We start from the raw sequence: 14436 nt of genomic DNA on the forward strand, positions 1-14436 counted from the left end.
ATGCAAATTGCAATGGTAGGCCTCGGCCGTATGGGCGCCAACATGGTTCGCCGCCTCCTCAAACAGGGTCATGACTGCGTCGTGTTCGACGTCAATGCGGACAATGTCGCGGCGCTCGTCAAAGAAGGCGCGAAGGGCGCTTCTTCGGCTGAGGATCTCATCTCCAAACTCGAAAAGCCGCGCGCCGTGTGGCTGATGCTGCCGGCAGCCATCACCCCGAAGATCGCGCGGGATTTTGCTTCAAAGCTCGAGAACGGAGACGCCATTATCGATGGCGGCAACTCGCTTTATCATGAGGCGATCAATCTCTCCGCGGAGTTCGCACCATTGGGCATCGACTTCATCGACGTCGGGACATCGGGTGGCGTCTGGGGCCTGAAGCGTGGTTACTCGCTGATGATCGGAGGCCCGAAGGCCGCCGTACAGCGTCTCGATCCGATCTTTGCTTCTCTCGCACCGGGTGCCGGGCAGAACATTGCGGAGGATCCGGAAACCGGCACAGCTCCAAGAGGCTATCTCCATTGCGGTCCGGCCGGCGCCGGCCACTTCGTCAAGATGGTGCATAACGGCATCGAATATGGAGTCATGGCAGCTTATGCCGAAGGCTTGAACATCCTGAAAGCCGCCAACGCCGGGAATAGCGAGCGCGAGGTCGATGCAGAAACGGCGCCGCTCGCCAATCCACAATATTATCGTTTCGATGTCGATCTGCCTGCTGTGACAGAAGTTTGGAGACACGGTTCTGTCATTGGTTCATGGCTGCTGGATCTGACCGCAGAGGCGCTGAAGCAGGACCCACACCTCGAACACTATGACGGCCGCGTATCGGATTCCGGCGAAGGCCGTTGGACGTTGCAGGCCGCCGTGGAAACGGGTGTACCCGCCCCGGTTCTCGCCTCGGCGCTCTTTGAACGCTTTTCCTCGCGCGGTGAGGCACAGTTTGCTGGCAAGGTGCTATCGGCCATGCGCCACGCCTTTGGCGGCCATCTGGAAAAAGCCAAGTAAGGCGGGAAAAAAAGCCATGGCACAGGAACAGTCCGACGTATTGGTGGTGTTCGGTGCCACCGGTGATCTCGCGCACAAGATGATCTTTCCCTCGCTCTATGCGATGGTGAAGCGCGGCGCACTCAACACGCCCATCATCGGCGTGGCCTTTGACGACTGGACGCGCGATCAGCTGATCGCGCGTGCAAAAGACGCCGTGTCGAAACACGTTGACACCATCGATGAGGCTGCCTTCTCAAAGATGGCGGAGAAGTTGTCCTACGTCTCCGGCGATTACCGCAGCCAGTCGACATTCGACAAACTGAAGCAGGCGCTGGCGGGACATCAAAACCCGCTCTACTATCTCGCCATCCCTCCGTCCCTGTTCGAGACAGTCGCCGATGGTCTTGATCAGGCCGGCATCGCCAAGAACGCCCGGCTGATGGTGGAAAAGCCGTTCGGGCGCGACCTTGCTTCGGCCAAGAAGCTGAACGACGTGCTGCACAAGGTGTTCGAGGAAGATGCGATCTTTCGCATCGACCACTTCCTTGGCAAGGAAGCCATTCAGAACCTTCTATATTTTCGCTTTGCCAACAGCTTCCTCGAGCCGGTCTGGAACCGAGATCATGTGGAGAGCGTGCAGATCACCATGGCCGAGGATTTCGGCATTAAAGGGCGCGGCAAATTTTATGACGAAGTGGGCTGCATCCGCGATGTGATCCAGAACCATCTCGTCAACGTCCTCCTGCTCCTCACCATGGAGCCGCCGGCTTCGGGTGCCTCCGACGATCTCGTGGACGAGAAGGTGCAGGTGCTGAAAGCCATGCCACCGCTGTCCAAAGAAGACGTGGTGCGCGGCCAGTTCGAAGGCTACACCGACGAACCCGGCGTGGCCCCGTCATCGCCGACGGAAACCTTCGCTGCCGTTCGCTTCCGGGTTGCGACGTGGCGCTGGAATGGGGTGCCGTTCTTCATCCGCGCCGGCAAGAACCTGCCCGCCCACGCCACCGAAGTGGTCGTCCGCTTCAAGCGCCCTCCCGTGGCGCTCTTCGATGACGTTACTGATACACCGGCCAACTATATCCGCTTCCGCCTTGGTCCGGATATCTCCATCGGCGTCGGCGCGCGCCGCAAGGCGGCCGGCGAAAAAATGAAGGGTGAGGCAGTCGAACTCACGGCGCTTGATGACGGCATCGGCGATATGGCCCCATATGAGCGGTTGATCGGCGACGCCATGGCCGGTGATCGGCAACTGTTTACCCGGCAGGATGCCGCGGAATTGGCGTGGAAGATCGTCGAGCCGATCCTGGACGACAAGACCATTCCACCGATCTACAAGCCGGGGACATGGGGACCAACCGAGATGGACAATTTCGCGCCGCCTGGAGGCTGGGTGGACCCCGCCTGACCATTGGAGAAAATATATATGACACAAGGTATTTCAGAGACCAAAGATCGTGTTGTCCTGTCCATCGATATCGGCGGCAGCCACGTCAAAATCCTTTCCAGCGCAGGTGGTGAGGAAAAGAAGGCGGAAAGCGGAAAGACCATGACCGCCTCCGACATGGTCGAGGCCGTGAAGGCCATGGCGAAGGGCATGAAATACGACGTGATCTCGATGGGTTATCCCGGCCCCGTTGTCCATAACAAGCCGCTTCGCGACCCTGCGAACCTTGGCGATGGCTGGGTTGGGTTCGATTATGAGGCCGCCTTCGGTCATCCCGTTCGCATCGTCAACGACGCGATGATGCAGGCAATCGGCTCCTATAAAGGTGGCCGCATGCTGTTTCTTGGCCTCGGCACCGGGCTTGGGGCGGCGATGATCGTGGAAAACGTCGCGCAGCCGATGGAGATCGCCCACCTTCCCTATCGCAAGCGCAAGAGCTACGAGCATTACGTCAGCGAAGCCTACCGCGAAAAGAAAGGCCACAAGAAGTGGCAGAAGCGGGTGTTCGATGTGGTCGAAGCTCTGACTGACGCCCTTGAGCCGGACTATGTGGTCATCGGTGGCGGCAATGTGGAGAAACTCGATTCACTTCCCCCAAACTGCCGTAAGGGCGACAACACTCTGGCCTTTGAGGGCGGTTTCCGTCTTTGGCGAGACAAGAAGCTTATTGCGTAATGGATTGGTGCGCGCACCAGAGAAAGGTGCGCAACACGCCCTCAGCGCAAAATTCTGATTGGCTTCGGTACGAGGGACCGGAAAAGCACACCGGCTCTCTCCATAGCGCGTCCTCCCTGAATAGCAGCGGTCGAGCCAAGCTCGCATAATCCGGTTTCGACAGGAGCCGCGCGGGCAGCCAGGCCAAAGTCCGGCGTGCTTGACATCTCACGCTCTCTCGCCGGTTTTCAGACGATCCCGCCCGAGCCGCCACGCTGTGACGGGCGCTCAGCCGCGACCTGCTTGCGATAGCCGCTGGCCCTGTAAGTTGCGATTGGATCTATTGCCGCACCAGCCTTTTTGCGGGCTTGCGCAAGAATGGCCTCGACATCCGTGCGATAGGCGCGCTTCAGCGTGTCGGACGCCATGAGCGCATCGTTTTCCTGCTGGAAATTTTCAAGTGCTGGGCGATCGACAAGCAAGGCCTGTGCGTAGGCCCGGCGGATTTCGTTGGCACTGGAGATGAGGCTTTCGATCGGGTCGGTGACGTTATGCGACTGGTCGATCATATGCGCCGGATGGAAGTGCTTCACGCCGCGGTGCTCTGCATCCACCAATTCATTGAAAACAAGGAAAAGGCGATACGGCTCGATGGCGCCGGCATCAAGATCGTCATCGCCATATTTGCTGTCGTTGAAGTGGAAGCCGCCAAGTTTGCCGAACTGGATCAGGCGAGCGACGATCATTTCGATGTTGGTGTTGGGTGCGTGATGACCAAGATCGACGAGGCAGAAAGCCTTCTCACCGAGCGTGTTGGCGATCAGGTAATTGGTGCCCCAGTCCTGTACGACGGTGGAGTAGAAGGCTGGCTCGTACATCTTGTGTTCGGAGAACAGCCGCCAATCATCCGGCAGTGCCTTGTAGATGTCCGCCATACCGGCGAGGTAGCGCTCGAAGCTTTTGGTGAAGTTGCTCTGGCCGGGGAAGTTGGAGCCATCGCCGATCCAGACCGTCAAGGCTTTGGAGCCGAGTGCCTTTCCGATCTCGATACATTCGATGTTGTGATCGACCGCCTGCTGGCGCGTTGCAGCATCCGTATGGCTCAGGGAGCCGTATTTGTAGGAGTGCTGCTGATCTGCAGCATCCGAAAAGGTGTTGGAATTCATCGCGTCGAAGCCAAGGCCAAGCGCGTCGGCGTGTGCCTTCAGCCTTGCAGGATCTTCCTTATCCCACGGGATATGAAGAGAGACAGTGGGTGTGGCAGCCGTCAGCTGGTTGATGACAGCGCAGTCATCCAGCTTGTCGAAAATACCGCGCGGTTCGCCGAGACCCGGAAAGCGGGCAAAGCGTGTGCCGCCGGTTCCAACGCCCCAGGATGGAACGGCCACATGGAACGCGGCAACCTTGGCCGTGATCGCATCGATATCGATGTTGCGGCGTGACAGATGGTCACCAAGGGCCGCATAGTCTGCTTCATGCGCCTTTGCGCGCTTCTCGTTCTCGTGATCGACCAGATCCGCAGCAATTCTCAGTTCCGTCATGTCATCCTCCCTCTGCACCACGTCCTCTTCAAGCCGTCCTGTAACCATCTCATCTCAGTGAGTGGAGAAAGGGCTTGATCGTGGCGATCTTTCTCATTTTGCAATCACCAGCACCTGACCTGCAAACTGCCCACGGCTGAACACGCGGGCGGTTTTTGCCTCAGCGTGTGAAGCTCTGGGCGTTGCCGGCGTCGACGTTGATGATATTCCCCGTCGACTTGGCAGATGCGTCTGACGCCAGAAAGAAGATTGCTTCGGCAATATCTTCCGGGAAGACGTTCAGCTTCAGCATGGAACGCTTGCGGTAATGTTCCTCGAGATCGTCCACCTCGATCTTGGAGGATGCCGCGCGCTGTTCGCGCCACTCGCCGTTCCATATCTTGGAGCCGCGCAGAACCGCATCGGGATTGACGGTGTTGACGCGAATACCGGCATCGGCACCTTCAAGGGCGAGGCAACGAGCGAGATGGATTTCAGCAGCCTTCGCGGTGCAATAGGCAGATGCATTGGGCGAAGACGCCAGGCCGTTTTTGGATGCGACGAAGACGACATTGCCGCCGAGCTTCTGACGTCGGAACAGGCGGAAGGCTTCCCGCGACACGAGGAAATAGCCCGTCGCCAGAATGTCGATATTCTTGTTCCACATGGCAAGCGTGGTGTCTTCGACCGGTGCAGATGACGCAATGCCCGCATTGGAAACGAGGATATCAATGCCGCCAAACTCGACGCTCGCCTCGGAAAACGCGCCAAGAACGGCATCTTCCTGGGTGACATCGAGCTTGACGGTACGAACAGCGTCAGCGCTGAACCTCTTTTCGAAATCACCCTTTGTGTTTCCGAGTGCGGCCTCATCAATATCGGCAAGCACGACGCAAGCGCCCTCGCTTGCCAGCCGCTCCGCTGTAGCGCGTCCGATACCTCCTGCACCACCGGTAATGAATGCAACCCTCCCGGCAAGGCTCTTCGGCTTCGGCATGCGCTGAAGCTTCGCTTCCTCCAGCAGCCAATATTCGATGTCGAAGGCCTCCTGTTCCGGCAGACCTTGATACTCCGACACCGCCGATGCACCGCGCATCACATTGATGGCGTTGACGTAGAACTCACCTGCGATACGCGCCGTTGCCTTGTCCTTGGCGAAAGAGAACATGCCGACGCCGGGAATGAGGAAGATGACCGGGTTGGGATCACGCATCTTCGGCGAATTAGCGTGCTTGCAGCTCTCGTAGTATCGGGTGTAGTCGGTGCGGTAGTCTTCAAGCGCCTGATCGAGGCCCGCAAGCAATGCGTCAACATCCGGTTTCGACGTATCCAGATCGAGGATCAGGGGACGGATCTTGGTGCGCAGAAAGTGGTCAGGGCAGGATGTGCCAAGCGCGCCGAGCGGCTTCAATTCCTTCGAGTTGACGAACTCCAACACGGCATCCTGATCGTCGAAATGACCAAGCTTGCGCTCGTCTTTCCCGATGCGTCCGCGAATTTCGGGCATCAGCCGCGCAGCAATGGCCCGGCGATCTTCCCTGGGCAGGGTATTGGCGACGGCACCGCCAAAAATAGTCTTGCCTTCAGTCTTGGCCGCAAACCATTCAATCGCCTTGTTGATGATCGCAAGCGTCAGCTCGTAACAGGCCTTGGCATCGTTATCCCAGGTGAAGAGACCATGGCTTTCCAACACAACGCCCTTGGCATCGGGGTTTGCCTTGACGAAGGCTTCAAGGTCGAGACCGAGCTGGAAGCCCGGGCGGCGCCAAGGCAGCCAGCCAATCTCACTGCCGAACACGTCTTTCGTCAGTTCCCGTGAATTCTTCGAAGCGGCAATGGCAATGATTGCGTCCGGATGCATGTGATCGACATGATCGAAGGGCACGAAACCGTGCAGTGGCGTGTCGATGGAGGCCGCGCGCGGGTTGAGATTGAATGTGCAATGGGGAAGAAAACCGACCATGCGGTCTTCGTCTTCCACACCGCGATAGATGCCCTTGAGCGCTTCAAGCTTTTCCATGTAGAGGGTGGCGAAGCCGTCTAGCTTGATGGTGCCGACATCGCCGCCAGATCCCTTGACCCACATGACGCGGACCTTGTTGCCGGTGAGCGGGTCGGTTTCCCAGACCTTGGCAGAGGTATTGCCACCACCGTAATTGGTGATCCGTTTGTCAGCGCCCAGAAGGTTGGAACGATAGAGCAGCTTTCCCGGCCCATCCAGCGTTGCTGCATAAGCGTCGTCCCAGCGATTTTCGAGAAGACGGGATTGTCCCATCGCAGTATCCTCCCACGGCAATCATTGCGAGTCCCAGGTGAACTCGCCTCCCATTGAGAGCAGATATCGCGCATCTAAAAGCACCATGTCAATCAAAAACGATCATAAATTTTCATTGTGCGCCGCAACATTGATATTTTTGATCGAACTTGATTGACAACAATCGAAGTTTACGAAAGATTGCGGTCAGGAGGACCCCATGTACGAGAGCGAACGCCATCGCATCATCTTGAGCGCCATTCAGGAAAAGCCTGTGGTGACGGTGCAGGACATTGCCGAACTGACCGATGCGTCCGAGGCAACGATCAGGCGTGACATCGCATCTCTTCACGTACAGGGGAAACTGCGCCGTGTGCGCGGCGGAGCCGAGGCGGTGCATCCGCCACAGCTCGGCAACCTGGCCGCACGTCCCTTTCGCGTCTCGGAATCGGTCAATATCGATAAGAAACGCGCAATTGCACGCAAGGCCGTCGATTTGTGCGAGGAAGGTGACGCCATCATTATCAATGGCGGTACGACCACCTTCCAGATGGTGCATTTCATGTCGGCCCGGCGTCTGCAGGTAATGACCAATTCTTTCGCCATTGCTGAGCATCTGGTGAAGCACTCGAAATGCAATGTCAGCGTACCCGGTGGCGCGATCTATCGCGACCAGAGCCTCATACTGTCTCCTTTCGAAAATGACGCGATCCGCAATTTCTATGCGCGGCGCATCTTCATCGGAGCACAGGGAGTGGGCGCGCTTGGCATCATGGAATCCGACGCAATGGTGATCCAGAGCGAACAGAAGCTGATGCGGCAGGCAGAGGAGCTGATCGTCATGGTCGACTCCTCCAAGTTTCGCAAACGCTCCAGCCTTATCCTGACACCCCTGGATACGGTTTCGACGATCATCACCGACGAAGACATTTCAGACGAGGCCGCACGCATGGTGGAGGCCGCGGGAGTGACGCTGGTCATCGCCGGAGCGGCGGCCGCGCAGGCGGAGGACAAACCGCCAACAGAGGAGGATTCCGCTTCGGTTGCTTGAGGAGCGCCGAAGGGAAGGTTTTAACGGGAGGAAAAGGGAATGAAACTTACACGCAGAAAACTCACCCGCGCGCTTGCGCTCGGTGTAGCGCTTGGTGTTGCCGGTATCGGCAGCGTCGCCCAGGCGAAAGACATGAAAATCGCACTCGTGGTCAAGTCGCTCGGCAATGGCTTCTTCGAGGCGGCCAACAAGGGTGCGCAGGAAGCAGCCAAGGAGCTTGGCGGCGTGGAGATCATCTATACCGGCCCGACAACGACGACAGCAGAAGGCCAGATCGAAGTCATCAATTCGCTGATCGCCCAGGGCGTCGATGCGATTGCGATCTCGGCAAACGATCCGGACGCCGTGGTTCCGGCACTGAAGAAGGCCGCACAGCGCGGCATCAAGGTTATCTCCTGGGATTCGGGTGTCGCACCGGCGGGCCGCATCCTGCAGCTCAACCCGTCCTCCAATGCGCTGATCGGCAAAATGTGCTTGCAGCTTGCGGCTGATCATCTCGAAGGCGGCAAGGGCGACTTCGCCATCCTTTCGGCCACAACCACCTCCACCAACCAGAATATCTGGATCGAGGAGATGAAGAAGCAGTTGAAGGACTTCCCCGGGCTCAATCTGGTCAGCACCGTCTACGGCGACGACTTGGCCGACAAGAGCTATCGTGAAGCGCAGGGTCTCCTGACCTCTCAGCCGAACGTCAAGGTGATCGTTGCCCCGACGACAGTTGGCGTCTTGGCTGCGTCTCAGGCTGTGAAGGATGCTGGCAAGATCGGTCAGGTCTATGTCACGGGCCTTGGCCTTCCGTCTGAAATGGCCGGCGCCATCAAGTCGGGTGCGACGAAGGAATTCGCCATCTGGAACCCGATTGACCTGGGCTATTCTGCGACCCAAATCGCCTACCACCTCGTCAAGGGTGATGCCGACGGCAAGCCGGGCTCCGAAATCGAAGCCGGCCGCATGGGCAAGATCAAGGTTGGCGAAAACAGCGAAGCCGCAATGGCCGATCCGTTCGTCTATGACGCGAAGAACATCGATCAGTTCTCCAAGATTTTCTGATCTTTGACTTCATCTCCCGGCGACAACATCCGCCGGGAGATGTTTCCAACATTCCCTCAGTCGACGTCATCCTCGAGCTTGAACCAAGCATCGATCATGCTTGCCGGACGGTTTCATCGGCAAAAGCATCCGGATGCCGTCGAGTGAAGGCTTCGCTTCTTCTGCTCAACAAAGAGCACGCAGGTTCGTAAGAAAAAAATGGCGGTAGAGACAATGACCGAAACGGCGGCGCTTTACGCACGACAAGAGGACCGCTTGAACCCCGTTCTGGAAATGCGCGGCATCAGTCAGATTTTTCCAGGCGTGAAGGCACTGGATGATGTCGACATCCAGCTCTATTCCGGCCAGGTGACGGCGCTTATAGGTGAAAACGGCGCTGGCAAGTCCACGCTGGTAAAAATCCTGACGGGTATCTATCGCCCCAATGAGGGTGAAATCCTGCTGGACGGCACACCGGTTCATTTTCAAAGCGCGCAGGATGCAATCGATGCAGGCGTCACTGCCATTCATCAGGAAACCGTTCTGTTCGACGAGCTTTCGGTTGGCGAGAACATCTTTCTCGGGCATGCGCCGAAGGGCCGCTTCGGGCTGATCGATTGGAAAACCATCAATGATAAATCCCGCGCGCTCTTGGAGCGGCTGGAAAGCAAGATCGACCCCACAATCCGGCTCAAAGATCTCTCCATTGCACAGCGCCATCTGGTCGCAATTTCCCGTGCACTTTCGGTCGAGGCGCGCATCGTCATCATGGACGAGCCGACAGCAGCTTTGTCACGCAAGGAAATCGACGATCTTTTCCGCATCGTCGAAAACCTGAAGCGGCAGGGCAAGGCGATCCTGTTCATCAGCCACAAGTTCGACGAAGTCTATGAAATTGCCGAGAATTATGCCGTCTTTCGCGACGGACGCATGGTCGGCGCAGGGAAACTGACTGCCACGCCCCAGGACGATATTGTCCGGTTGATGGTTGGTCGCGATGTAAAGGACGCCTTCCCCAAGCAGGCCGTGAACATTGGCGGCACCGTGCTCTCCGTGGAGGATTACTGCCACGAAACGGAGTTTCGCGGCATCTCCTTCGATTTGCGACAGGGCGAAATTCTTGGGCTCTATGGTCTGATCGGCGCCGGACGGTCGGAGCTCTGCCAATCCCTGTTCGGCATGACCCGTCCCGCATCCGGAACACTGAAGCTGAACGGCAAAGCGGTAACGATCCGCTCACCGGAAGACGCAATTCGGGCCGGGATCGCCTATGTGCCGGAAGAGCGGGGGCGTCATGGTCTGGCGCTGGAAATGCCCATCTACCAGAACATGTCCCTGCCCTCTCTCTCCCACACATCGCGCAAGGGCTTCCTGAAAGCCGCCAACGAATTCGCATTGGCGCGCACATATGCAACGCGCCTTGATCTTCGTGCGGCGGCACTTTCCGTGCCCGTAGGAACGTTGTCTGGCGGCAACCAACAGAAGGTCGTGATCGGCAAGTGGCTGGCGACAAAGCCGCGGGTTATCATTCTGGACGAGCCGACCAAGGGTATCGATATCGGCTCGAAAGCTGCGGTCCATGGTTTCATCAGCGAACTGGCGGCGGAAGGTCTGTCCATCATCATGATCTCATCCGAACTGCCGGAGATTCTCGGCATGTCCGACCGCGCGATCGTGATGCGCGAAGGGTTGGTGGCAGGCCGGTTCGAGCGGGCGGAGTTCTCGCCGGAAAAGCTGGTGCGCGCCGCCACCGGAAATGCGTGAGAGGAAATGCGCATGAAGACACTTCTGAAGAACCGCGAATGGCTGCTGGCCGGCATCATCATTCTGCTTATCATCGGCTTCTCATTGCGCTCGCCGGGCTTTGAGCGCCCTGCCAATCTTGTGAACATCTTCAACGATACGTCGATCCTGATCATTCTGGCGCTGGGACAGATGACGGTCATCCTCACCAAGTCGATCGATCTGTCGGTCGCAGCCAATCTCGCCTTTACCGGAATGGCAGTAGCAATGACCAATGCCGTGTTCCCCGGCGTGCCGCTTCCCCTTCTCGTCGCAATGGCAGTTGGAATTGGTGCGCTGCTCGGTTCGATCAACGGTATTCTCGTGTGGTGGCTTGGCCTTCCTTCAATCGTGGTGACACTCGGTACACTCACCATCTATCGCGGGATGGCCTTTGTTCTGTCGGGCGGCGCTTGGGTCAACGCGCACCAGATGTCTCCGACATTTCTCAACGTGCCCCGCACGTCCATCCTCGGCATGCCGGTTCTGTCCTGGGTCGCGATCCTCGTTATCGTCGCTGCATGGATCATCCTGAAGCGAACCGCCTTTGGTCGTTCGGCCTATGCTTCCGGCGGCAACCCGAGTGCTGCGATCTATGCCGGCATCGATGTCGGCCACACGCGCTTCCTCGCCTTTGTCCTCTCCGGCGCGCTTGCCGGACTTGCGAGCTATCTATGGGTGTCGCGTTACGCCGTGGCCTATGTGGATATCGCTCAAGGGTTCGAGCTGGATAGTGTCGCGGCAAATGTGATCGGCGGCATCTCGATTGCGGGAGGTATCGGGTCGGTACTCGGCGCCGTGCTCGGCGCGCTCTTCCTTGGCGTCATCAAGAACGCGCTTCCGGTGATCGGGATCTCTCCGTTCGCGCAGATGGCGATCTCCGGCATCGTCATCGTATTGGCCGTCGTCTTCAATGCGCGCGCAGAAGCGCGCAAAGGGCGCATCATCCTGCGTGACAGGGCCGCCACAGAACAGAGCAAGGAGGCTGCGGCATGAGCATGGATCAATCCCAACCGCAGGCGTCACCCCGCATCATTCCGGACAAGCTTGGCACGCCTTTCCGCCGCATCATGGCAAGCTGGGAAGTGCTGCTGCTTGGCGTCGCAATCCTGATCTTCATCGCCAACTCGCTGGCCTCCCCCTACTTTCTCGACGCCTGGAACCTCTCTGACGCCACCTTCAACTTCACCGAAAAGGCGATGATCGCCTTTGCCATGGCGCTCCTGATCATCGCCGGTGAAATCGACCTTTCGGTTGCAGCGATCATCGCGCTCGCCTCGACCGCCATGGGTTACGCGGTGCAGATGGGTGTGGGAACGCCTGGACTTGTGGCGATCGGTATTAGCGTCGGCCTTGCCTGCGGCGCTTTCAATGGGTTTCTCGTCGCAGGGCTGAAGCTGCCTTCTATCGTCGTCACCATCGGCACGATGAGCCTGTTTCGCGGTATTTCCTATATGGTGCTGGGCGACCAGGCCTTTGGCAAATATCCAGCAGACTTCGCCTATTTCGGCCAGGGCTATGTCTTCTGGGTGATTTCCTTCGAATTCGTTCTCTTCGTGATGATGGCGATCGTCTTTGCGATCCTCCTGCATGCGACGAATTTTGGACGGCAGGTCTATGTCATCGGCAACAATCCATTTGCCGCCCGTTTTTCCGGCGTGCCCGTGGAGCGCGTGAAGTTCATCCTGTTTCTTCTCACGGGCCTGATGAGCGGCATCGCCGCCGTATGCCTCACCTCGCGGCTCGGCTCCACGCGCCCGTCGATTGCTCAAGGGTGGGAGCTGGAGGTTGTGACCATGGTCGTTCTCGGCGGTGTGTCGATCCTGGGTGGCTCGGGCACGATCGGCGGCGTGGTGATTGCCGCTTTCGTCATGGGACTCGTTACTTTCGGTCTTGGTCTTCTCAACGTTCCGGGCATCGTCATGTCGATCTTTGTCGGTTTTCTGCTGATCATCACCATTGCCATTCCAATCGTCGTGCGCCGCCTGAAAGCAATGAGGTAAGTGATGCCAGAGCTTGAAAAACACGCCTTCAAGATGAAGCTCTTTGCGGGCAAGCAGGCGGAGTACAAAAAGCGCCACGACGAGATTTGGCCGGAGCTCGTCGACCTGCTGCACGAGGCCGGCGTGACCGACTACTCGATCCACCTTGACCCAGAAACCAATACTCTTTTCGGTGTCCTGACACGTCCGAAAGATCATGGCATGGCGGCGCTGCCCGATCATTCCGTGATGAAGAAATGGTGGGCGCATATGGCCGATATCATGGAGAGCAACCCGGATCATTCCCCCGTGGCAACCGATCTCATCACCGTCTTTCATCTCCCATGAGCAAGCCGATCCGGACCGTTGCCGTCATCGATATCGGCAAGACACATGCCAAACTGATCGTTGTCGATGCTGAGAGCGGCAAGGAGTTGGCGTCACGCAAGATTGCCAACAGGGTCGTAGACGGCCCACCCTATCCGCATTATGATACGGATGCGCTGTGGCGCTTCATTCAGGAAGGGCTTGCCGAGCTCGACAATGTGCCGGGCTATCAGGCAATCTCGATCACCACACATGGCGCAAGTGCAGCACTTCTGAACGCGTCGGGCGAGTTGGCGATGCCCGTTCTCGATTACGAGTTCACATTCCCGGATCAGATCGTTGAAGACTACGAGGCAATCCGCCCAGAGTTTGCAGAGACTTTTTCGCCACGCCTGACGGGTGGACTTAATCTCGGTGCGCAACTCCATTATCAGCGTGCGTGCTTTCCCGAGGCGTTCGCCTCCGTCTCGACCATCCTGACCTACCCGCAATATTGGGCGCACCGCTTAACCGGTATCGCTGCGAATGAGGCCACCTCTCTCGGCTGCCACACGGATCTGTGGCGCCCCTTTGAAGGCGGCTATTCAAGCCTCGTCGCGCGTCTCGGTATTGCCGATCTCATGGCGCCCATCCGCTCTGCCTTCGACGTTCTGGGACAAACGACGCCGACTATCACTCGGCAACTCGGCCTCGCTGCACCCGTTCCTGTCTATTGCGGGATTCATGATTCCAATGCGTCGTTGCTCCCGCACCTCGTCGGCCTTGGCCTTCCTTGCACGGTCGTATCGACCGGCACGTGGGTCGTGTGCTTTGCCGCAGGCGGACAGGCGGACGATCTTGATGAGAACCGCGACACCTTGGTCAATGTCGACGCATTCGGCAAACCCGTGCCTTCCGCCCGTTACATGGGCGGCCGCGAATGGGAGATCATTACCAAGGGTCTGGAGCAGGTTGCACCGGACGCGGAATGGATCGCGGTAGAAGACGTCATAGCCCAAGGCCAGATGCTGCTGCCAAGCGTCGTCAGCGGCACCGGCCCGTTCCCCGGCGCCACGGGCGGCTGGCGCAACGAGCCGCAAACGGATGAAGGCCGGCGCGCGGCTGCCAGCCTCTACCAGGCCTTGATGACCATGACCTGCCTCGACCTGATCGGATCACGCGGGCCAATCGTGGTGGAAGGCCCCTTCGCCGCAAATAGAGTCTTCCGGGCAGCGCTCTCCACCCTGTCCGGCCGAGACGTGTATGCCTCCGCCTCTCACACAGGCACATCGCTGGGCGCCAGCTTTCTCACCGGCACGAAATCGAATGTTCCTGTCGAGCTGGTGACCGAGAGGATTGCGGATCTGAACACATACGCCAAAAGGTGGCGGGAAACGGCGGAGTGAAACCCGACACACCCCGCCCCT

Annotated in this window: 12 protein-coding genes; 10 read left to right on the forward strand and 2 right to left on the reverse strand. The window is 58.4% G+C overall.

The window, feature by feature from the left end; translation table 11 throughout:
* Genes gnd through AC07U5_RS14600 form a run of 3 tightly spaced genes read left to right on the forward strand, consistent with a single transcriptional unit; the run spans position 1 to position 3106 of the window.
* Positions 1 to 1005, forward strand: coding sequence for a phosphogluconate dehydrogenase (NAD(+)-dependent, decarboxylating) (gnd, locus tag AC07U5_RS14590; protein WP_494723422.1), 1005 nt, complete (start codon positions 1 to 3; stop codon positions 1003 to 1005).
* A 16-nt stretch (positions 1006 to 1021) separates the two neighbouring features.
* Positions 1022 to 2392, forward strand: coding sequence for a glucose-6-phosphate dehydrogenase (gene zwf / locus AC07U5_RS14595; protein WP_313557719.1), 1371 nt, complete (start codon positions 1022 to 1024; stop codon positions 2390 to 2392).
* A gap of 18 nt (positions 2393 to 2410) precedes the next feature.
* Positions 2411 to 3106 (forward strand): ROK family protein, encoded by a 696-nt coding sequence (locus AC07U5_RS14600; RefSeq protein ID WP_494723423.1) that lies wholly within the window; start codon positions 2411 to 2413, stop codon positions 3104 to 3106.
* A 227-nt stretch (positions 3107 to 3333) separates the two neighbouring features.
* On the opposite strand, the gene rhaI is transcribed toward AC07U5_RS14600, so the two are convergent.
* Both rhaI and AC07U5_RS14610 read right to left on the reverse strand, forming a co-directional pair.
* A complete protein-coding gene (gene rhaI / locus AC07U5_RS14605) occupies positions 3334 to 4626 on the reverse strand; it encodes an L-rhamnose catabolism isomerase (RefSeq protein WP_494723424.1) in 1293 nt (430 codons plus the stop codon).
* A gap of 160 nt (positions 4627 to 4786) precedes the next feature.
* Complete coding sequence (locus AC07U5_RS14610) at positions 4787 to 6880, reverse strand: bifunctional rhamnulose-1-phosphate aldolase/short-chain dehydrogenase (RefSeq protein ID WP_494723425.1); 2094 nt, start codon at positions 6878 to 6880, stop codon at positions 4787 to 4789.
* A 199-nt stretch (positions 6881 to 7079) separates the two neighbouring features.
* Between AC07U5_RS14610 and AC07U5_RS14615 the strand changes: the two genes are divergently transcribed.
* The 7 genes from AC07U5_RS14615 to AC07U5_RS14645 all read left to right on the forward strand — a co-directional run bounded on the left by AC07U5_RS14615 (position 7080) and on the right by AC07U5_RS14645 (position 14415).
* Positions 7080 to 7910, forward strand: a complete 831-nt coding sequence (locus tag AC07U5_RS14615) for a DeoR/GlpR family DNA-binding transcription regulator (RefSeq protein WP_062426724.1) — start codon at positions 7080 to 7082, stop codon at positions 7908 to 7910.
* Between the two features lie 39 nt (positions 7911 to 7949).
* Complete coding sequence (gene rhaS, locus AC07U5_RS14620) at positions 7950 to 8960, forward strand: rhamnose ABC transporter substrate-binding protein (RefSeq protein ID WP_313056743.1); 1011 nt, start codon at positions 7950 to 7952, stop codon at positions 8958 to 8960.
* A gap of 213 nt (positions 8961 to 9173) precedes the next feature.
* Positions 9174 to 10703, forward strand: a complete 1530-nt coding sequence (locus tag AC07U5_RS14625) for a sugar ABC transporter ATP-binding protein (RefSeq protein ID WP_494724247.1) — start codon at positions 9174 to 9176, stop codon at positions 10701 to 10703.
* A gap of 12 nt (positions 10704 to 10715) precedes the next feature.
* Positions 10716 to 11717: an ABC transporter permease gene (locus AC07U5_RS14630; RefSeq protein ID WP_494723426.1), complete on the forward strand. Its 1002-nt coding sequence runs from the start codon at positions 10716 to 10718 to the stop codon at positions 11715 to 11717.
* 2 nt (positions 11718 to 11719) lie between these two features.
* Complete coding sequence (locus AC07U5_RS14635) at positions 11720 to 12724, forward strand: ABC transporter permease (protein ID WP_494724248.1); 1005 nt, start codon at positions 11720 to 11722, stop codon at positions 12722 to 12724.
* Positions 12725 to 12727: 3 nt separating this feature from the next.
* Complete coding sequence (gene rhaM, locus AC07U5_RS14640; RefSeq protein WP_494723427.1) at positions 12728 to 13051, forward strand: L-rhamnose mutarotase; 324 nt, start codon at positions 12728 to 12730, stop codon at positions 13049 to 13051.
* Positions 13048 to 14415, forward strand: a complete 1368-nt coding sequence (locus AC07U5_RS14645; RefSeq protein ID WP_494723428.1) for an FGGY-family carbohydrate kinase — start codon at positions 13048 to 13050, stop codon at positions 14413 to 14415. Before rhaM ends, AC07U5_RS14645 begins: the two co-directional genes overlap by 4 nt.
* The last annotated feature ends 21 nt before the right edge of the window (positions 14416 to 14436 follow it).

The organism is Agrobacterium sp. GW821-FHT02D03 (genome assembly GCF_059421725.1).